General features: G+C 63.5%; 15 protein-coding genes. 5 read left to right on the forward strand and 10 right to left on the reverse strand.

The genetic code is table 11. The features are described from left to right. Positions 1–238: 238 nt before the first annotated feature. The 5 genes from NMB41_RS24130 to NMB41_RS24150 all read right to left on the reverse strand — a co-directional run bounded on the left by NMB41_RS24130 (position 239) and on the right by NMB41_RS24150 (position 7,652). Positions 239–2,434, reverse strand: coding sequence for a YgiQ family radical SAM protein (locus NMB41_RS24130; RefSeq protein ID WP_494380262.1), 2,196 nt, complete (start codon positions 2,432–2,434; stop codon positions 239–241). Between the two features lie 163 nt (positions 2,435–2,597). After that, the gene (locus tag NMB41_RS24135) at positions 2,598–2,882 is read right to left on the reverse strand and encodes a DUF4404 family protein (RefSeq protein WP_494380263.1); all 285 of its coding nucleotides are present in this window, start codon (positions 2,880–2,882) and stop codon (positions 2,598–2,600) included. 12 nt (positions 2,883–2,894) lie between these two features. Beyond that, a complete protein-coding gene (locus NMB41_RS24140; RefSeq protein WP_091874356.1) occupies positions 2,895–3,107 on the reverse strand; it encodes a VF530 family protein in 213 nt (70 codons plus the stop codon). Positions 3,108–3,242: 135 nt separating this feature from the next. After that, the gene (locus NMB41_RS24145) at positions 3,243–5,405 is read right to left on the reverse strand and encodes a M3 family metallopeptidase (RefSeq protein ID WP_494380264.1); all 2,163 of its coding nucleotides are present in this window, start codon (positions 5,403–5,405) and stop codon (positions 3,243–3,245) included. Positions 5,406–5,516: 111 nt separating this feature from the next. Further along, a complete protein-coding gene (locus NMB41_RS24150; protein ID WP_494380265.1) occupies positions 5,517–7,652 on the reverse strand; it encodes a M3 family metallopeptidase in 2,136 nt (711 codons plus the stop codon). A 251-nt stretch (positions 7,653–7,903) separates the two neighbouring features. Here NMB41_RS24150 and msrA point away from each other — a divergent pair, with 251 nt between their 5' ends. Together msrA and NMB41_RS24160 are read left to right on the forward strand one after the other, a co-directional pair. Continuing rightward, positions 7,904–8,410 (forward strand): peptide-methionine (S)-S-oxide reductase MsrA, encoded by a 507-nt coding sequence (gene msrA / locus NMB41_RS24155; RefSeq protein WP_494380266.1) that lies wholly within the window; start codon positions 7,904–7,906, stop codon positions 8,408–8,410. Further along, positions 8,410–9,711, forward strand: coding sequence for an FAD-dependent oxidoreductase (locus NMB41_RS24160; RefSeq protein ID WP_494380267.1), 1,302 nt, complete (start codon positions 8,410–8,412; stop codon positions 9,709–9,711). Before msrA ends, NMB41_RS24160 begins: the two co-directional genes overlap by 1 nt. A gap of 80 nt (positions 9,712–9,791) precedes the next feature. Here NMB41_RS24160 and NMB41_RS24165 read toward each other — a convergent pair whose 3' ends face one another. Beyond that, a complete protein-coding gene (locus NMB41_RS24165; RefSeq protein WP_494380268.1) occupies positions 9,792–9,998 on the reverse strand; it encodes a SlyX family protein in 207 nt (68 codons plus the stop codon). 35 nt (positions 9,999–10,033) lie between these two features. Beyond that, on the reverse strand, positions 10,034–12,115 hold the full coding sequence (locus NMB41_RS24170) for a UvrD-helicase domain-containing protein (protein WP_494380269.1): 2,082 nt from the start codon (positions 12,113–12,115) through the stop codon (positions 10,034–10,036). A 79-nt stretch (positions 12,116–12,194) separates the two neighbouring features. Here NMB41_RS24170 and modA point away from each other — a divergent pair, with 79 nt between their 5' ends. From modA to NMB41_RS24185, 3 genes are read left to right on the forward strand one after another with little or no spacing between them, the layout of a single operon-like run. Next, entirely contained in the window at positions 12,195–12,965 is a 771-nt protein-coding gene (gene modA / locus NMB41_RS24175; RefSeq protein WP_494380270.1) for a molybdate ABC transporter substrate-binding protein, read from the forward strand. Next, positions 12,962–13,660 (forward strand): molybdate ABC transporter permease subunit, encoded by a 699-nt coding sequence (gene modB / locus NMB41_RS24180; RefSeq protein WP_494380271.1) that lies wholly within the window; start codon positions 12,962–12,964, stop codon positions 13,658–13,660. Before modA ends, modB begins: the two co-directional genes overlap by 4 nt. Positions 13,661–13,715: 55 nt before the next feature. Next, positions 13,716–14,201: an SRPBCC family protein gene (locus tag NMB41_RS24185; RefSeq protein WP_494380272.1), complete on the forward strand. Its 486-nt coding sequence runs from the start codon at positions 13,716–13,718 to the stop codon at positions 14,199–14,201. A gap of 70 nt (positions 14,202–14,271) precedes the next feature. Here the strand turns inward: NMB41_RS24185 and NMB41_RS24190 are convergent, their stop codons facing one another. From NMB41_RS24190 to hemE, 3 genes are all read right to left on the reverse strand, one after another. Continuing rightward, complete coding sequence (locus NMB41_RS24190; protein ID WP_494380273.1) at positions 14,272–15,711, reverse strand: dihydrolipoyl dehydrogenase; 1,440 nt, start codon at positions 15,709–15,711, stop codon at positions 14,272–14,274. A gap of 45 nt (positions 15,712–15,756) precedes the next feature. Beyond that, positions 15,757–17,763 carry a primosomal protein N' gene (locus NMB41_RS24195; protein WP_494380274.1) on the reverse strand — a complete coding sequence of 669 codons (2,007 nt, stop codon included), beginning with the start codon at positions 17,761–17,763 and terminating at the stop codon, positions 15,757–15,759. Positions 17,764–18,329: 566 nt separating this feature from the next. Beyond that, positions 18,330–19,412: a uroporphyrinogen decarboxylase gene (gene hemE / locus NMB41_RS24200; RefSeq protein ID WP_494380275.1), complete on the reverse strand. Its 1,083-nt coding sequence runs from the start codon at positions 19,410–19,412 to the stop codon at positions 18,330–18,332. Positions 19,413–19,456 lie beyond the last annotated feature (44 nt).

The raw sequence follows: 19,456 nt of genomic DNA on the forward strand, positions 1-19,456 counted from the left end.
TTGAAATGTTATTAAGCAGCTAACAGGTGTTTCCCAAAGGAATTATCTTACAGTGTTTCGTCAAATACGTTCGTACCTACCATTCGATTAGTGGGTATGCTCGGTAAGCAAAACAACAGAGCCGTGCAAGGCAGACAATGTTACGTCGTCAATGTGCAACAAGACATCGTTGACGAAAAAAAGCCGGTCCCGGCATTGCTGCGGGGACCGGCTTTTTGCCGAACTTGACGATGCGGGATTACTTGCGCACGCCCTTCGGCTTGGCCTTGATGGTCGACAGGATCGACGGCCGCGCGCGTTCCGGTGCGGCGGCGACTGCAGCGCGCCCGGCGCCGGCAGGACCACGTGCCGGGGTGGCGCGCTTGGCCGCGGCGATCTGGTGCGGCTGCGGCGCCGGCATGCCGCCCTGGCGCTTGCGGTCGCCCGCGATTGCCGTCCCGTTGTCCTCGGACGCGTTCCAGGCCGGCACCAGGTGGCGCTCGCCATTGCCGATCAGGTCGCCACGGCCCATTTTCACCAGGGTCTCGCGCAGGATCGGCCAGTTTTCCGGGTGGTGGTAGCGCAGGAATGCCTTATGCGCCTTCCGCATCTTGCCGCTGCGCGCCGTTTCCACGACTTCGGAATCCTCGGTGACTTTTTTCAGCGGATTCTTGCGCGTGTGGTACATGGTCGTCGCCATCGCCATCGGCGTCGGCGTGAAGGTTTGCACCTGGTCCAATTTAAAATTGTTCTTCTTCAGCCACAGGGCCAGGTTCAGCATGTCCTCGTCGGTCGAGCCCGGGTGGGCGGCGATGAAATATGGAATCAGATACTGCTTCTTGCCCGCTTCCAGCGAATACTTGTCGAACAGGCGCTTGAACTCATCGTACGCCCCGATGCCCGGCTTCATCATTTTCGAGAGCGTGCCCGCCTCGGTATGTTCCGGCGCGATTTTCAGCAGGCCGCCCACGTGGTGGGTGACCAGTTCCTTGACGTACTCGGGCGAGCGCACGGCCAGGTCGTAGCGCAGGCCGGAACCGATCAGGATCTTTTTGACGCCCGGAATCGCGCGTGCCTTGCGGTACAGCTGGATCAGCTTGCTGTGGTCGGTACCCAGGTTGCTGCAAATGGTCGGGTACACGCAGGACAGGCGGCGGCAGGATTCCTCGATCGTCTTGTCCTTGCAGGCCAGGCGGTACATGTTCGCGGTCGGGCCGCCGAGGTCGGTAATCGTGCCGCCAAAATTCTTGGTCGTGTCGCGAATCAGTTCGATCTCGCGCAGGATCGACGGCTCCGAACGGCTCTGGATGATGCGCCCTTCGTGCTCGGTGATGGAGCAGAAGGTGCAGCCGCCGAAGCAGCCGCGCATGATGTTGACCGAATAGCGGATCATTTCCCAGGCCGGGATGTGGGCCTTGCCATAGCTCGGATGGGGATTGCGCGCATATGGCAGGTCATACACATTGTCCATCTCGTCCATGGCCAGCGGCAGCGGCGGCGCGTTCAGCCAGACGTCGCGGTCGCCATGCGACTGCACCAGCGCGCGCGCATTGCCCGGGTTCGACTCGAGGTGGAACACGCGCGAGGCGTGCGCATACATCACCGGGTCTTCGCTGACGGTCTCGAATGAGGGCAGGCGCACCACCGTTTTCATCGCTTTTTCGCGGGCGGCGGCTTGCCGCTCCTCGCGCGTCATGATGATGACCGGTTTCAGCACCGGCTCGGGCTGCGCATTTTCAGTCGCGCAGGCCTTGACGTCTTCCTGGGCCATGGCGTACGGGTTCGGCTGGACGTCGATGCGGCCCGGCACGTCCACGCGCGTGGAATTGTGGACCGACCATTCGGCGTCCGGCAGCCAGCCCGGCTGCACCAGGAAGGCGGTGCCGCGGATGTCGCGGATCTCCTTGATCGACTCGCCGGCCGCGATGCGGCGCGTGACGTCGACCAGCGCGCGTTCGGCATTACCGAAGATCAGCAAATCCGCCTTCGATTCGAACAGCACCGAGCGGCGCACTTTGTCGGACCAGTAATCGTAGTGGGCGATGCGGCGCAGCGAGGCCTCGATCGAACCGATCACGACCGGCACGCCCGGATAGGCTTCGCGCACGCGCTGGGCGTAGACGGTCACCGCACGATCCGGGCGTTTATTCGGCTCGGCGTTCGGGGTATAGGCGTCGTCGGAGCGGATTTTACGGTCGGCCGTGTAGCGATTGACCATCGAGTCCATGTTGCCGGCGGTGATGCCCCAGTACAGATTCGGCTTGCCCAGCGCGCGGAAGGGCTCGGCCGAATGCCAGTCCGGCTGGCTGATGATGCCCACGCGATACCCTTGCGCCTCGAGCAGGCGGCCGACCAGCGCCATGCCGAAGCTCGGGTGGTCGATGTAGGCGTCGCCGGTGACGAGGATCACGTCGCACGAATCCCAGCCCAGCGCGTCCATTTCGGCGCGGGTCATGGGAAGGAAAGGCGCGGCAGGAGCGCGGCTGGAGCGTTTTGCGACGCTCGCGAAGAGGTTGGCTGGGGTCATTGGCCGACATTTTACCGGAAAACGGTGTGGACGGCTGCCGGCCCCTTGAAAAATTGCTTACATTTCAATGACTTGTGGATGAGCAGACACTTTAAATGCCCATGCTCGATAGCATGTTGCCAAGCTCGCGCAAGGCCGAGGCCACGTTCGGGTGCCGGGCTGTGAAACGGGCGCTCAGCTCCTGGGTGCGCGAGCCGAGGCCATAGGTGTTGGCGTCGAGGTCCTGGTCGGCGCGGCGCTCGAGCACCTGCTTGATGTCGCCGTCGAGCTGGCGCAGCAGCATTTGCAGTTCTTCATCGACGGCATCGGTCTCGGACAGGCTGCGGTGCAGCGTTTTGAGGTGCGCCTTCAGGTTCGAATCGTTCTCGTTCAGCATGTCGGTTCTCACTTAGTTGGTGAAGCGGGTGTCGAGGTACAAGGCCTCGACCTGCTCACGCGCCCACGGGGTGCGGCGCAAAAACTTCAGGCTCGACTTGATGCTCGGATCTTTTTGGAAACAATTAATGTCGATCCGGCGGCCGAGTCCCTCCCAGCCATAGTGCTCGACGAGGCGGGTTAACAGGGATTCTAAAGTAATACCTTCAAGGGATTGAACACTCATCGTTTATAGAGAATTTTGAGAATGGGATCAGGTGCAGTTTATACACCGGATGGAGGAGATGGTGGGGTGTGCTTGGACACAAAAACGCGTGGAGTCAGGACTCCACGCGTTACAACGTTTGATTACTCTAGACGCTTACTGCCCCGTCAACCCACGCCGCTCCAGCAGCGGCTGCACTTGCGCATCGCGTCCGCTGAAATTGCGGTACATCTGCATCGCATCGAGCGTACCGCCGCGCGAGAGCAAGGTCTTGCGGAAGTGGTCGCCATTCTTGCGCGTCAGGCCGCCATTCTCCTTGAACCAGTTGACGGTATCGGCATCGAGCTTCTCCGCCCACAGGTAGCCGTAATAGCCCGACGAGTACCCGCCCGAGAACACGTGCGAGAAATAGGCCGTGCGGTAGCGTGGCGGAACCGGTGCGAAATCGACGCCCGCCTTCTTCAGCGCAGCCGCTTCAAAGGCCAGCACGTCGGCCGGAATCTGCGATGCGCTCAGCTGGTGCCAGCTCTGGTCGAGCAGCGAGGCGGCCAGGTACTCGGTGGTGCGGAAGCCTTCGTTGAACTGCTGCGAGGCCTGCACCTTGTCCAGCAGCTCCTTCGGCATCGGCGCGCCGGTCTGGTAGTGCTTCGCGTAGTTGGCCAGCACTTCCGGATACGCCATCCACATCTCGTTCACCTGCGACGGGAACTCGACGTAATCGCGCGGCACGCGCGAACCCGAGAAGCGCGGGTATTTCACGTTCGAGAACATGCCGTGCAGCGCGTGGCCGAATTCGTGGAAGGTTGTGCGCACTTCGTCGTAGGTGAGCAGGGTCGGTTCGCCGGCGGCCGGTTTCGCCACGTTCAGGTTGTTCGCGATGACGGGCTTCGTGCCCAGCAGCGTGCTCTGGCCCACCAGGGCATTGGCCCAGGCGCCGCCGCGCTTGTTCGAGCGCGCGTACGGGTCGAACGTGAAGATCGCCAGCTGCGAGCCGTCGGCGTCGAACACGTCGAAGGTGCGCACGTCTTCGTTATAGGTTGGCAGGTCCTTGCGTTCCTTGAAGGTGATGCCGAACTCTTTGGTCGCTGCGAAGAAGACGCCGTCGACCAGCACGCGGTTCAGTTCAAAATAGGGACGCAGCTGCGCGGCGTCGAAGGCGTAGCGCTGGGCGCGCACCTTGTCGCTGTAGAAGGCCCAGTCGTGGGCGGCGAGCTGGAAGCCCCCCTTCTCGGCGTCGATGACTGCCTGGATCTCTGCCGCTTCCTTCTTCGCGTTGTTCACGGCCGGCTTGGCGAATTCGGCCAGCAGGCTGTTGACCGCTTTCGTGTTCTTCGCGGTCTGGTCTTCCAGCATGTAGGCCGCGTGGTTCGGATAGCCCAGCAGGGCTGCACGTTCGGCGCGCAGCTTCGCGATTTTCAACACTTCTTCGGTGTTGTCGAATTCGCCGCCGCGCGCGCCGCGCCCGAGCGAGGCCGCCAGCAGTTTTTCGCGGGTGGCGCGGTGGGTCAATATCGACAGGCCGGCCTGCTGCGTCGTGTTCACGACAGGAATGGCGAACTTGCCGTCCATGCCGCGCTTCTTCGCTTCCGCCGCGGCGGCGTCGATCTGTTTGTCGGACATGCCGGCCAGCTCGGCGCGCGTGTCGACGATCAGGGCCGAGGCGTTCGATTCGTTCAGCACGTTTTGCGCGAAGCTGGTTTGCAGGCTTGCCAGTTCGCTGTTGTAGGCCTTGAGCTTTTCCTTGTTCGCGTTCGACAGCTTGGCGCCGGCGCGCACGAAATCGGTGTGGTAACGCTCGAGCAGGTACACCGACTCGGCATCGAGTTTCAGATTGGTGCGCTTGTCGTACAGCGACTTGATGCGCGCATACAGTTTCGGATTCAGGCGGATCGCGTCGCCGTGGGCGGACAGCTTGGGCGCCATTTCCTTGTCCAGGGCTTTGAGCGCGTCGTTGGTGTACGAGCCGGACAAGGTGCCGAAGACGATGCCGACGCGGCTCAAGAGCTGACCCGAGCGCTCCATGGCGACGATGGTGTTCTCAAAAGTAGGCGCGGCCTTGTTATTGGCGATCTTCTCGATCTCGGCCGCCTGCTGGCGCATGCCCTCCATGTAGGCCGGGGCGAAGTGTTCGTTCCTGATTTTGTCGAAGGCCGGGTATTGCAGCGCCAGCGTGCTCTGGGCGGCGAACGGGTTGGACGCGTCGAAGGGCATGGCCGACTGGGCGTGGGTGGCGGGCATGGCTTGCGTGGCTGGCTGGGCGTAAGCCAGGTTGGCCATGGCGACGCTGGCAGCAAGTAGCAGGAGGTGGGGACGGTTCATGGAGTCTCTTTAATTTTTGTTGCAGAAGTGCGCAGGGACGCGGCCTGCGCGGACAAATGGTTGGCTGACGCTGTGCAGCATTACGCGTGGGCACTCGTGCCCACGCGTTCATCAATTACCGGTCAACCCGCGACGCTCCAGCAGCGGCTCGATCACAGGATCACGTCCGCGGAAATCGCGGAACAGGTTCATCGCCTCGGTGGTTCCGCCGCGCGAGAGCAGGGTCTTGCGGAAGTGGTCGCCGTTCTTGCGCGACAGGCCGCCGTTTTCCGTGAACCACTGCACCGTATCGGCGTCGAGCTTTTCACTCCACAGATAGGCGTAGTAGCCGGCCGAGTAGCCGCCGTTCATCGAGTGCGAGAAATAGGTCGTGCGGTAGCGCGGCGGCACCGGCGCAAAATCGACGCCGGCATCCTTCAGGGCGGCTGCTTCGAAGGCCAGCACATCGGTCGGGATCTGCGCCGGGGTCAACTGGTGCCAGCGCTGGTCGATCAGGGAGGCGGCCAGGTATTCGCTGGTCATGAAGCCCTGGTTGAATTTTTTCGAAGCGACGACTTTATCCAGCAATTCCTTCGGCATCGGCGCGCCGGTTTTATGGTGCTTGGCGTAGTTCGACAGCACCTCCGGCCAGATCGCCCACATCTCGTTGACCTGGGACGGGTACTCGACGAAATCGCGCGGCACGCTGGTGCCCGAGAAGTGCGGGTATTTCACGTTCGAGAACATGCCGTGCAGGGCGTGGCCGAATTCGTGGAAAGTGGTGCGCACTTCGTCGTAGGTCATCAGCGTCGGCTCGCCCGCGGGCGGCTTCGGAATGTTCAGGTGGTTGCCCACGACCGGATGCTTGCCCAGCAAATGCGACTGCGACACGTATTCGTTCATCCAGGCGCCGCCCTGCTTGTTCGAGCGCGCATACGGATCGAACAGGAAGATCGCCAGCTGCTTGCCGTCGTTATCGATCACGTCGAAGGTGCGCACGTCCGGGTCGTACACCGGCAAGTCCTTGCGCTCCTTGAAGGTGATGCCGTATTCCTTGGTCGCGGCGAAGAACACGCCGTTCACCAGCACGTTGTTCAGTTCGAAGTAGGGACGCAGCTGGTTTTCGTCGAAATTGTACTGCGCCGCACGCACCTTGTCGGTGTAGTGGGCCCAGTCGTGGGCGGCGATCTGGAAGCCCCCCTTCTCGGCGTCGACGATCTTCTGCATCTCGGCCGCTTCGCGTCGCGCGTTGCCGATCGCCGGCTTTGCCAGCTCGGCCAGCAGCTTGTTCACGGCCGCCGGGTTCTTCGCCGTTTCCAGCTCCTGCGAATAAGCAGCGTAGTTCGCGTAGCCGAGCAGGGTCGCGCGTTCGGCGCGCAATTTGACCAGTTTTAGCACCAGCTCGCGCGTGTCGAATTCGCCGCCGCGGCTGCCGCGGTTCATCGATGCGGCCTGCAGGCGCTCGCGCACCGAACGGTTGGTCAGGCTGGCCAGCGGCGCCTGGATGGTGGTGTTGGCAATGCCGATGACGTACTTGCCGTCCAGGCCGCGCTTTTTCGCTTCCGTCGCGGCGGCCGTGATCTCGGCCTCCGACATGCCCGCCAGTTCGGCGCGGGTGTTGACGACCAGGGCCGAGGCATTCGCTTCTTTCAGCACGCGCTGCGAGAATTCCGACTGCAGCGAGGCGATCTGGCCGTTGTAGCCCTTGAGTTTTTCCTTCTCAAGCGAGGACAGCTTGGCGCCGGCGCGCACGAATTCCTTGTAGTAGCGCTCGAGCAGGAACTTCGCTTCCGCATCCAGGCCCAGCTTGCCGCGCTTGGCGTGCAGGGTTTCGATGCGCTTGAACAATTTCGGGTTCAGGTAGATGGCATCGTTGTGCGCGGCCAGCTTCGGCGACATCTCGCGGTCGACGGCGTCCAGGCGGTCGTTCGTGTTCGCCGTCTGCAGGTTCGAGAACACGGCGGACACGCGCGAGAGCATCTGGCCCGAGCGCTCCATGGCCACGATCGTATTCTCGAAGGTCGGCGCTTTCGGGTTATTGGCGATGCTGGCCGCTTCGCGCAGCTGCTCGCGCATGCCGGCGGCATAGGCAGGCAGGAAATGCTCGTCCTTGATCTTGTCGAAGGCCGGGTAATTGAACGGCAGCGCGCTCGGCTTGGCGAAGGGATTGGATGCGTCGAGAACGGTGCCGGATCCGGCAGGGGCTGCGAAAGCCGCGCCGGCGAAGGCCAGGCTGGCTGCGATGATAAGCAATTGTGGGCGTTTCATGGTCTCTCTCACGGACACGCAAAAAAGGCTGCCCGCGGGATCGCCGCCGGCAGGTCGCGCCAGATCATAGCAGGCTTATTGTTGTGCCAGCACAGCGAAAAGCGACAGGCGAATTGTATGCATGCGTCGCCGTGCCCGCCCGCCGCCAGCACGTCTTTACAGGTGCGCGCGCGTGCAACACACAGGAGCCGTTATCATGAAGTGCTACCGCTCGATTGACGCGGCCCTCTACCATCATGAAAGAACCGACCATGACCGTGCACACTGAAACCACCATCCTGGCAGGCGGCTGCTTCTGGGGCATGCAGGACCTGCTGCGGCGCCGGCCCGGCGTGCTGTCCACCCGCGTCGGCTATTCCGGCGGCGACGTACCCAACGCGACCTACCGCAACCATGGCACGCACGCCGAAGCGCTTGAAGTCGTGTTCGACCCCGAGCAGATCAGTTTCCGCCAGATCCTGGAATTCTTCTTCCAGATTCACGACCCGAGCACAGCCAACCGCCAGGGTAACGACCGCGGCCTCAGCTACCGCTCCGCCATTTATTATCTCAACGACGAGCAAAAGCGCGTGGCCGAGGACACCGTCGCCGACGTCGACGCCTCCGGCCTTTGGCCCGGCAAGGTCGTGACCGAAATCGCGCCCGCCGGCCCATTCTGGGAAGCCGAGCCAGAGCACCAGGATTACCTGGAACGGATTCCGAACGGCTATACCTGCCACTTCGTACGGCCAGACTGGAAGCTGCCGCGTCGGGCCTGATGCTCCCCATTTTCCGGTCCTCGTATGATGCGGTCGTCGTCGGCAGCGGGCCCGGCGGCGCCAGCACGGCGCGCACGCTGGCGCAAGCCGGGATGCGCGTGCTGGTGCTGGAACAGGGCGGCGCCGACCCCTTGAAGGGCACCATCGGCCAGATGGCAAGCATGGCGGCCGTGCCCGGCAAGGGCGCCTACCTGCACCGCGACGCTTCCCTGCTGGTGGCCGGCATCACGGCGGGCGGCAGCTCGGCCATCAATTTTGCCACCGCCGCCGCGCCGCCGACCGCGCTGTTCGCGCGCTACGGCATCGATCTGGCACCGGCGCTGGCGCAGCTGCGCGCCGAACTGCCGATGGCGCCGCTGCCCGACGAATTGATCGGCCCGATGGCGGCGCGCATGGCGCAGGCCGCGCGCGCCCTCTCGCTCGACTGGCAGAAACTCGACAAGATGATCCGTCCCGACACGTGCCGCAGCGGCTGCTGGCGCTGCGTGTACGGCTGCCCCTTCGGCGCCAAGTGGACGGCGCGCGATTTTCTCGACGAGGCCTGCCGCCACGGCGCGCAGCTGGTCGACCGTGCCCGCGTGCAGCGGGTGCTGGTGGCCGATGGCCGCGCGGCCGGGGTCGAGGTGGAGGTGGGCGGCAAGCTGCGCAGCATTGCCGCGCCCCTCGTCGTGCTGTCCGGCGGCGGCCTGGGCAGCCCGCGGCTGCTGCACGCCTCAAGCCTGGGTCCGCGCGAGTCTCCCTTCTTCAGCGACCCGGTGGTGGCGGTGATGGGCAGCGTCGACGACATCGCGGGCGGCGCTGAGGTGCCGATGGCGGGCGGCCTGCACCTGCACGAGGAGGGCGTGGCGCTGGCCGACTTGACCCTGCCGCAGCCGATGTACCAGGCCTTTGCGCTGCAGGTCGGGCGCGTCGACCGTTTATTTGCGCACGGGCGCACCCTGTCGATGATGGTCAAGATCCGCGACCAGATCGGCGGCCGCATCGGGCCGCGCTGGGCGGACAAGACGCTGCAGGCAAGCGACCGCCAGAAGTTGAAGCATGGGGTCGGGATGGCGAAAGCGATCCTGCGCGAAGCGGGGGCGCATCACATCTTTAAATCGTGGCACTTCGCGGCGCATCCGGGTGGCAGCGTGCGCATTGGGGAGGGGGTGGATGCGGATTTGCAAACGTCCACGCCGGGGCTGTACGTGTGCGATGCGTCGGTGATTCCGGAGCCGTGGGGGCTGCCGCCGACTTTGACGCTGCTGTGTCTGGGCAAACGGCTTGGGGCCTATTTGGCTACTGCCGCTGGCAAAACCTAACGCATTTTCGACTTGCACACGCCGCGCCGCGTGGGCTCAAGAGCCCACCCTACGGTTCGATGCTGTTCAGGCACCGTGGCTCAATAATGCGGCGGCCGCTCGTTCACCGGCGTCTGGCGCCCCATCTCGCGCTGCGCGCGCAGGTGCTCGGCCAGCTGCTGCACCATGGCTTCCAGTTGATCGATACGGCGCGCCTGCTGGTAGACGGTCTGGTTCAGCGAGTCGACCAGGTCTTCCATGTGCGCCAGCTTGATTTCGATATCGACAAAACGGTCTTCGTGTTCCACGGCGGTTCCTGGCAGGTCTTCTTGAATGGGCGGCATTATGACATCAGCTTGCCGGCATCCGGCTTCGGTGTGTTCAGCAGCGCCTTCAAACTCGCCAGCCGGTCCTTCGGGCTGATCACTTCCGATTCCAGCGGCACCGCGATGCCCTCGTCGAGCGCCATCTCCTTGATGAAGCGCGACGGGTCGCAGTGCACCAGCTCCCCGGCGCGCTTTCTCTTCTTGCACCAGGTGACTTGCAGGGTGCGCTGGGCGCGCGTGATCCCGACGTACATCAGGCGCCGCTCTTCCTGGATGCGCGCGGCGATCTTTTCGATCGGGTCGTCCGGGTCGCCCTTGTGCGGCAGGATGCCCTCTTCCACGCCGACCAGGAACACGTGCGGATACTCCAGTCCTTTCGAGGCGTGCAGGGTCGACATGCGCACCGCGTCCTGCTCTTCGTCCTGGCCTTCGAGCATCGACATCAAGGCCACCATTTGCGTCAGTTCCAGCAAATTCTTTTCTTCGCCGGTGCCGTCGCGCCCGCCCTTGCCGCGTTCCTTCAGCCAGTTGGTGAACTCCATCACGTTCTGCCATTTCGACTGGGCCGCGCGGTCGTCGAAATTCTCGTACAGGTAATGCTCGTAATTCATCTCCTTCATCATGTCGTCGAGCACCTCGGCGGCATTTTCGCCGCTGCCCGACGGTCCCGGGCGGCTGGCGCGCGATTCCAGGTCATTGATGAAATGGCAGAAATCGCGCAGCGGATGCAGTTGGCGATCCGCCAGTTTGCCTTCGATCCCGCCTTTCAGGGCCGCCTCGAATAGCGAGCAATTCCACTGCTTCGAAAATTCGCCCAGCACCTCCAGCGTGGCCATGCCGACCCCGCGTTTCGGCGTCGTCACGGCGCGAATGAAGGCCGGATCATCGCCTTCGTTGGCGATCAGGCGCAGGTAGGCGATGATGTCCTTGATCTCGGCTTTATCGAAAAAGCTCTGGCCGCCGGAAATCGTGTACGGAATGCGTTCCTTGCGCAGCGCCTGCTCGATGATGCGGGCCTGGTGGTTGCCGCGGTACAGGATCGCGTAATCGGTCCATTTATTTTTGCGCTGAAAATGGTCGGCCGAAATCATGATCGCGATCTGGTCGGCTTCCTGCTCGTCGCTCTGCATCCCCAGCACTTTGATTGGCTCGCCCAGCCCGTGTTCCGACCAGAGCGATTTTTCAAAAAGCTTGGGGTTGTTGCCGATCACGGCATTCGCCGCCTGCAGGATGCGCGTCGTCGAACGATAATTCTGCTCGAGTTTAATCACGCGCAGGTCGGGGAAATCGGTCTGCAGCGTCTTGATGTTTTCGACCGAGGCGCCGCGCCAGGCGTAAATCGCCTGGTCGTCGTCGCCGACGGCGGTGAACATCGGCTTCTTGCCGATGCCCGTCACCAGCAGTTTTACCAGTTCGTACTGGCAGGTATTCGTGTCCTGGTACTCGTCCATCAGCAGGTAGCGCAATTTTCTCTGCCAGCGGTCGCGGATCGGATCGTTGTTGCGGAACAGTTCCACCGGCAGGCGGATCAGGTCGTCGAAGTCGACCGCCTGGTAAGCGGACAGGGTTGCCACATAGCTGCGGTAGATGCGCCCGGCCTGGGCTTCGTCTTCGTCCTTGGCCTGTTTGATCGCGTCCTCCGGATCGACCAGGCCGTTCTTCCACAGCGAAATGGAATTCTGGATGCGGCGGATTTCCTGCTTGTCGGTCGTCAGGCCCAGGTCGGAGACGATCGTGTAGCAGTCGTCGCTGTCCATGATCGAAAACCGGTCCTTTAATCCAACGCCGGCCGCTTCCTGGCGCAGGATTTTCACGCCCAGCGAGTGGAAAGTCGACACAGTGAGTTGCTTCGCCTGCTTCGGCTGTTTCAGCAGCTTGGCGATACGCTCCTGCATCTCGAGCGCGGCTTTATTTGTAAACGTCAGGGCGGCGATCGTGCGCGGATCGTAGCCGCAATGTTCGATCATGTAGGCGATTTTTTGCGTGATCACGCGCGTCTTGCCCGAGCCGGCACCGGCCAGCACCAGGCAAGGGCCGTCCAGATACAGCGCGGCTTCGCTTTGCGGCCCGTTCAGGCCGAACTTTGGTGCATTGGACATGGGAATTATTCTGGAAGACAGCAGAGCATTGTAACGAGCGGGAGCGAAAGCAGCCACGCCCCGCGCTACAATGTTCATCATGAAAAAATTGCTAATTCTGTTGCTGGCGGCCACCTTGTCGATGCCGGCGCTGGCGCGCCCGCTGCTGGTCGCTGCCGCCAGCGATCTCGGCTATTGTATCGATGAACTGGTTGCCGCGTACCGGAAAACCGCACCTGGCGTCGAGCCGAAGGTCTCGCTTGGCGCATCCGGCAACTTTTTTGCACAAATTCGCAACGGTGCTCCCTTCGAGGTTTTCCTGTCGGCCGACATGGACTACCCGCGCCAGCTGATCAAACTCGGCGCGGCCGAGAGCGCCACCCCTGTTCCGTATGCCATCGGCCGCATCACCCTGTGGTCGCTCGACCCGCAGATCGATCCGGCGCGCGGCCTGGCCGCCCTGGTGGCCGACGCGCGCGTCAAGCGGATCGCGATCGCCAATCCGGTCACGGCGCCCTACGGCCGCGCGGCCAGGGCGGCCTTGGCACGCGATGGGCTGTGGGACAAGGTCCAGCCGAAACTCGTGGTTGGCGAAAATATTGCCCAGACCGCGCAATTCGTCCAGACCGGCAACGCCCAAGTCGGCATTATTTCCTTCGCCACCCTGCACGCGACCAAATTAAAAGGCGTCGGGCGCCATGCGCTGGTGCCAAGCACCGGCCTGGCGCCGATCGAGCAAGGCGCGATCGTCACCAAGGCCGGCGCCGGCAATCCGCACGCAAGCGGCTTCGTGCGCTTCCTGGCCTCGCCCGAAGCGCGCGCAATTCTTGCCCGCAACGGTTTCAGCCTGCCCGCGGGCGCGGCCGAATGACGGAGTGGCAGTTTCCGCCCGAACTGTGGGACGCGATCGGCCTGACGCTGCGCCTCGCCGCCGTCACCTCGGCAGTGCTGCTGGTCGTCGGCATTCCGCTGGCCAATTGGCTCAACAACAGCAAGATGCGCGGCATTATCTTTGTCGAAACCCTGGTCAGCCTGCCGATCGTGCTGCCGCCCACGGTCATCGGCTTTTATTTGCTGATGCTGATGGCGCCGCAGCAACCGGTCGGCGCGGCCTGGATGTCGGTCTTCGGCCATCCGCTGCCGTTTTCGTTTGCCGGCCTGGTGGCGGGCTCGGTACTGTACAGCCTGCCATTTGCCGTACAGCCCTTCCAGGCGGCGTTTCGCGGGGTCGGGCGCGACCTGGTGCAGTCGGCGCTGGCGCTCGGCCTCACCAAACGCCAGACCTTCTGGTCCATCGTGCTGCCGCTGTCGAAACACGGCATTTTGACCGGCGTGTCGCTCAGCTTTGCGCACACGATGGGCGAATTCGGCGTCGTGTTGATGCTGGGCGGGAACATCCCGGGGCAGACCCGGGTGGCCTCGATCGCGCTTTATGATGAAGCGCAGAAGTTGAATTATGGGACGGCGCACGCATATGCGTTGGTATTGCTGGCGATTTCGTTCGCCATCCTGATCGGCATTGCCTTCCTGCAGCGCCGGCAGAACGCGATCCTGCTGTCCAACTGACCGCTGCCAAATCGGCTACCATCGCCCCCTTACACTACGCTACGAGCACGCCACAATGAAATTTGAACACCTGATCGAAGTAAACGACCCGCTCAATCCCCTGATGGATACGCTCACCCGCGAGCAGGTATGGCGCGGCCTGGTGATCCGCGCCGAGTCGCCGAAGCTGTTCATCCCGCACCTGGACGACTGCGACATCAGCGCGCGCGAAGCCGGCAGTTTCAAGCGCCGCCTGCGCTATGGCGACCTGGTGGTCGAAGATACCGTCGTCCTGAGCCCGCTGCACGAAGTGCGCTACGAGGTTCCGGCCCAGGGCGAGATCAGCGCTTCGCTGCTCACCATGACGATCGAAGCGCCGTCCGAGCACATGCTGTACGTGCGTTTCAGCTACGACGACGGCATGGAAGAGTCGACCGACGGCGCGACCAAGATGTACGAGGAATTCAAGAAGTCGGCCTACCAGGAAGCCGATATCGACACGATGCGCATCGTGCGGCAGATGGCCGAGCAGGGGAATCTGGATGCGAGTTATTTGAACTGATGCCACAGATGGTGTGCCGTTCGTAGGGTGGGCTCCGCCCACGCGGTATCACCCTACGAACAGACGCGGCCTACGTCCCCGGCTCCGAATCGGCCGCATCGGTGTGATTCGTTGCATTGGCCAGGTTCGCCGCCAAATCGCGCAGGGCGGTGCGCACGCCCTCTTCGATCACGGGATGGTAGAAGGGCATGTCAAGCATCTGCGGCACCGTCAGGTTCGCCTGCACGGCCCAGGCCAGCAGGTGCGCGATGTGCTCGCAGCGTGGGCCGATCATCTCGGCACCGAGGAAGCGGCAGGAGCCGTACTCGGCATACACGCGCAGCATCCCCTTGTTCTGCAACATCACGCGGCTGCGGCCCTGGTTCTCGAAGGAGACCTGGCCGATCGCGAATTTCGGCCGCCCGCCCTCGCACAGCGTCTTATAACTTTTACCGAGCGTGGCGATGTTCGGCTCGGTGAACGCGATGCCGAGCATCGTGCGGCGCAGGCCTGGACGCACGTCCGGATAGCGGCCCGCGTTCTCGCCGGCGATCTTGCCGTGGTCGGCCGCTTCGGCCAGCAGCGGCAGCTCGTTGTTGGCGTCGCCGGCGATGAAAATATGGCTGGTCCCGCACTGCATGGTGCGGCTGTCGAAGTCGGGCACGCCGTTGGCCGCCAGTTCCAGGCCGGTCTCTTCCAGACCCATGCCGTGCACGTTGGGCGAGCGGCCGGTGGCCAGCAGCACGTACTGGTAAGACTCGCTGGTCTCCTTGCCGAGTGCGTCGCGCGTGGTCAGGAGCACCTGCTCGCCCTGCTGCTCGGCGCGCACCACTTCGGTCTGGAAGCGCAGGTCGAGTTCCTGGCTGAGCGTGCGCCGGGCGGCATTCAGTACCTCGGGGTCGCTCAGCTGGGCGACGCTGCCGCCGCGCGCGAAGACGCTGACCTTGACGCCCAGGCGGCTCAGGGCCTGGCCCAGTTCGAGCCCGATCACGCCGCTGCCGATCACCGCCACCGACGTTGGCAAATCGTCCCAATAAAACACGTCGTCGCTGGTGACGATGCCGGGACCCACGTCCTGCAATTGCGGCAGGATCACCGGCGTCGAGCCGGTGGCGATCACGATGCGGGCCGCTTCGATCTCGGTATGGTCGTCGATCTGCAGGGTGTGCGGGCCGGTGAAACGGGCATGGCCGCGGATGCGGTCCTCGATCGGAAAACTCTCGACGCTTTCCAGCACGAAGCCGACGAAGCGGTCGCGTTCACCGCGCACGCGCGCCATCACGGCGCGCCCGTCGATGCGTTTTTCTCCGGGATGCACGCCAAAGCCCGGCGCGAGGTCGAGCATGTGGGCGGCGTCGGCGGCGGCAATCAACAGTTTGCTCGGCATGCAGCCAACCCGTGCGCAGGTGGTGCCGTACGGGCCGCTCTCGATGACGACCGTGCGCGCCCCTTGGGCGACCGCGGCGCGATAGGCCGACATGCCGGCTGTGCCGGTGCCGATGACGGCAACGTCGACTTGCAATTTCTTCATGCTGTTCTCCATAAAATGCTACCGAGACGATACGCCGTTTGCGATTTAAATGTCGAGCGGGTCCACTTCCAGCGACCAGCGCACCCGGCTCTTCATCGCGCGCAGCAGCGCCAGCCATTCTTTCAAAAACGCCTGCAGCGCCGGGCGCGAAGGCGATTCGACCAGCAGCTGAGCGCGGTCGACGTTATGCACGCGCGTCATCGTCATCGGGATCGGGTCGTTGATGGTCACGCTCTCGAAGGGCAGGATGTCGCGCGCTTCTTCGAGAAAGGCAATGGCCGTCGCCAGTTCCGGCGCCTCGGCGCGCAGCAGCGCCTGGTACATGTAGGGCGGCAGCGCGGCCTGGCGCCGTTCCTCCAGCAGGGTCGCGGCGAAGCGGTCGTAGTCGTGGCGCACCACGGCCGAGTACAGCGGGTGCGCGGCGTAGCGGGTCTGGATCAGCACTTCGGAGGCGAGACCGGCACGCCCGGCGCGCCCCGCCACCTGCATCAGCTGGGCGAACAGGCGCTCGCTGGCGCGGTAGTCCTGCGAGAACAGGGCCGTGTCCGGGTTCAGGATGCCGACCAGGGTGAGCTTTTTGAAATCGTGGCCCTTGGCGACCATTTGGGTGCCGATCAGGATGTCGACTTCGCCGCGGTGCACGGTGTCGAAGGCTTCCTGGGCGCTGCCCTTCTTTCTCGTGGAGTCGGCATCGATGCGCAGGATGCGCGCCTCCGGGAACATCGCCGACAGCCCCTCTTCGAAGCGCTGGGTGCCGCGTCCGAGCGGCTGCAAATCCACGTTGCCGCAGGTCGGGCAGTGGCGCGGAATGCGCAGCTCGAGGCTGCAGTGGTGGCAGCGCAGCCGGTGCTCGGGCTTGTGCAGCACCATGAAGGAGGTGCAGCGGGTGCAGTTGCTGATCCAGCCGCATGCCTCGCAGGTGATCACGGGCGCATAGCCGCGCCGGTTCAGGAATAACAAGGACTGCTCGCCGCGTTCCAGGCGCTGGCGGAGTGCTCCCAGCAGACCGGCGGTGAGGCCGTCCTTCGGCTTGTCGCGTTCCATGTCGAGCAGGCGCACGGTCGGCAGCACGGCGTCGCGCACGGCGCGCTCGCGCAGTTGGAGCTTGCGGTAACGGCCAGTCGAGGCGTGGTGCCAGCTTTCCAGCGAAGGCGTGGCCGAGCCGAGCACGATCGGAATGGCCAGCTGGCGCGCGCGCCAGACCGCCAGGTCGCGTGCCGAGTACCTTAAGCCTTCCTGCTGTTTGTAGGAGGGGTCGTGTTCCTCGTCGATCACGATCAGCTGCAAATGCGGCAGCGAGGCCAGGATCGCCAGGCGGGTGCCGAGCACGATGCGCGCCTGGCCCTGGTGCGCCGCCAGCCAGTGCAGCATACGCTCGCCTTCGGACAGGCTGCTGTGCAGGGTCGCCAGCATCAGGCCCGGGAAGCGCGCGCGGATATTCCCTTCGAGCTGGGGCGTGAGGTTGATTTCGGGGACCAGGATCAGGATCTGCGCCTGCGGATCGCGCGCCAGCAGCTGGGCGCAGGCCTGCAGGTAGACCTCGGTCTTGCCGCTGCCGGTGACGCCGTACAGCAGCAGCGGCGTGAAGCCCACCGCGCCGCCGATGGCGTCGGCCGCTTCCTGCTGTTCCCGGTTCAGCGGCGGCATGCCGGTCGGCGCCGGATCGCCGGGCGGCGCCAGCTTCGCCATTTTTTTCAAGGCGCGGTCGAGGGCGACAGTGGTCGAGACCCGCAAATTTTTCGGCATGCCGGGCAGCGCGACTTCGCCCAGCGGGCGCTGGTAGTAATCGGCCGCGAAGCCGGCCAGCGCCAGCCATTGCGCCGACAGGGGTGACAACTGGCTGCGCACGGCGATCGCGTTTTTCAGTTTGTCCGCCGGGACCTCGGTGTCGTGCGCGATCTCGACGATCAGGCCGACGGCTTCGCGCCGTCCGAAACTGACCAGCGCCAGCTGGCCGACCTCGGGCGTGGCGCCCTCTTCATGCGGCCAGCCATAGTCGAACACGCTGTTGAGCGGTGTATCGAGGGCAATCCGAAGGATGCAGTGCGCCAATGTCTAACCTTGTCTGAAAGCTGTGGAAAACTTTGTGGAGAATGATCCGCTTGACCGGTGGAGAAGTTTACGTTAAGTCAAATGATGTACGGATCAGTCAAAATCAAGCCAGAATAAACCATTTGTATTCAATGACTTGCGAATAAGCGAGTAGTCCACAGCAACTCGTTTCCCGCAGTGCAAGGATTGTGTATAAGTGCGTTTTTTCTTTTTGTAAATCCTTGAGCTGCATGAGGATTTAAACAAGACTCTGCGATGGCGCACGTAAGTGCTTGTCGGTACAGGAATTTTTATCCTTGAGCCAGCTCAGCCTGTGCATAACTTTGTGAACAAGGCGCGAGGAACTGCGATTTCTATGCAGGAAGAATAGCTTCCAGTTGGTCATGTGCCCACGGATTTAAAGATAAATCCCAGCAATTTCAACCACTTACAATTTCCCCGCCGGCACTGTACCTGTCCACAGGTCCAAATTGCACTGTTTCGCAAGATGTGAACAAGTGTGAGATTGCTCGGGCGTTTGCTGCGTTTGCCGGGGCGCCGCCAGTGCGGCGCCGCAGCATTTTCACTCAGGCGGCGCGTTGCTGGCGGCTGAACGTGTGGACAGCTTCGACCATCGCCGTGACCGACTCCGGCGGCGTGAATTGCGAAATGCCGTGGCCCAGGTTGAACACGTGGCCCGAGCCTGCCGAGGGCGCGCCATAAGCCGTCAGCGAGCGCTCCACTTCAGCGCGGATCTGCTCGGGCGCGGCGAACAGGATGGCCGGATCGAGGTTGCCCTGCAGGGCGACGCGGTCGCCCACCAGGGCACGGGCGCGGCCCAGGTTCACGGTCCAGTCCAGGCCCAGCGCGTCGGCGCCGCAGTTTGCCATCTCATCGAGCCAGATGCCGCCGCCCTTGGTGAAGACGATGGCGGGAATGCGCACGCCGTCCTTTTCGCGCTGGAGCTGGGCCAGCACGCGTTCCATGTAGCGCAGCGAGAATTCCTGGTAGGCGCCGTCGGCCAGCGCTCCGCCCCAGGAATCGAAGATCATGACGGCCTGGGCGCCGGCGTCGATCTGCGCGTTCAGGTACTGGGCGACGGCGGTGGCGTTGATGTCGAGGATGCGGTGCATCAGGTCCGGGCGCGCGTACAGCATCTTTTTGATGGTGTGGAATTCGCGCGAGCCCTGGCCTTCGACCATGTAGCAGGCCAGCGTCCACGGGCTGCCGGAAAAGCCGATCAGCGGCACGCGGCCGTTGATCTCGGTGCGGATCTGGGTGACGGCCTTGAACACGTAGTCGAGCGATTCCATGTCCGGTACGTTCAGGGCCATCACCTCGGCCTCGGTGCGCAGCGGGCGCTCGAACTTCGGTCCTTCGCCATCGGAGAAGTACAGGCCCAGGCCCATCGCGTCGGGTACCGTCAAGATGTCCGAGAACAGGATCGACGCGTCCAGCGCGAAGCGGTCGAGCGGCTGCAGCGTCACCTCGGTGGCGTAGTCGGGGTTCTTTGCCAGGCCCAGGAACGAACCGGCGCGCGCGCGCGTGGCGCGGTATTCCGGCAGGTAGCGCCCCGCCTGCCGCATCAGCCAGACGGGCGTGTACTCGGTCGGCTGGCGCAGCAGCGCACGCAGGAAAGTGTCGTTCTTGAGCGGAGCAAATTGTGGCATGGCTGACAATAGTGGACGTCGGAGGACGGCTATTATCGCATCCT

This window comes from Massilia sp. FBCC-B171 (genome assembly GCF_059134155.1).

What these genes read in the sequence shown, in the direction of transcription:
- modB (WP_494380271.1), top strand. Translation starts at nt 12,962, where the DNA reads ATGACGGAGTGGCAGTTTCCGCCCGAACTGTGGGACGCGATCGGCCTG.
- msrA (WP_494380266.1), top strand. Translation starts at nt 7,904, where the DNA reads ATGACCGTGCACACTGAAACCACCATCCTGGCAGGCGGCTGCTTCTGG.
- NMB41_RS24190 (WP_494380273.1), bottom strand. Translation starts at nt 15,711, where the DNA reads ATGAAGAAATTGCAAGTCGACGTTGCCGTCATCGGCACCGGCACAGCC.
- NMB41_RS24145 (WP_494380264.1), bottom strand. Translation starts at nt 5,405, where the DNA reads ATGAACCGTCCCCACCTCCTGCTACTTGCTGCCAGCGTCGCCATGGCC.
- modA (WP_494380270.1), top strand. Translation starts at nt 12,195, where the DNA reads ATGAAAAAATTGCTAATTCTGTTGCTGGCGGCCACCTTGTCGATGCCG.
- NMB41_RS24130 (WP_494380262.1), bottom strand. Translation starts at nt 2,434, where the DNA reads ATGACCCGCGCCGAAATGGACGCGCTGGGCTGGGATTCGTGCGACGTG.
- NMB41_RS24185 (WP_494380272.1), top strand. Translation starts at nt 13,716, where the DNA reads ATGAAATTTGAACACCTGATCGAAGTAAACGACCCGCTCAATCCCCTG.
- NMB41_RS24170 (WP_494380269.1), bottom strand. Translation starts at nt 12,115, where the DNA reads ATGTCCAATGCACCAAAGTTCGGCCTGAACGGGCCGCAAAGCGAAGCC.
- hemE (WP_494380275.1), bottom strand. Translation starts at nt 19,412, where the DNA reads ATGCCACAATTTGCTCCGCTCAAGAACGACACTTTCCTGCGTGCGCTG.
- NMB41_RS24150 (WP_494380265.1), bottom strand. Translation starts at nt 7,652, where the DNA reads ATGAAACGCCCACAATTGCTTATCATCGCAGCCAGCCTGGCCTTCGCC.
- NMB41_RS24140 (WP_091874356.1), bottom strand. Translation starts at nt 3,107, where the DNA reads ATGAGTGTTCAATCCCTTGAAGGTATTACTTTAGAATCCCTGTTAACC.
- NMB41_RS24135 (WP_494380263.1), bottom strand. Translation starts at nt 2,882, where the DNA reads ATGCTGAACGAGAACGATTCGAACCTGAAGGCGCACCTCAAAACGCTG.
- NMB41_RS24160 (WP_494380267.1), top strand. Translation starts at nt 8,410, where the DNA reads ATGCTCCCCATTTTCCGGTCCTCGTATGATGCGGTCGTCGTCGGCAGC.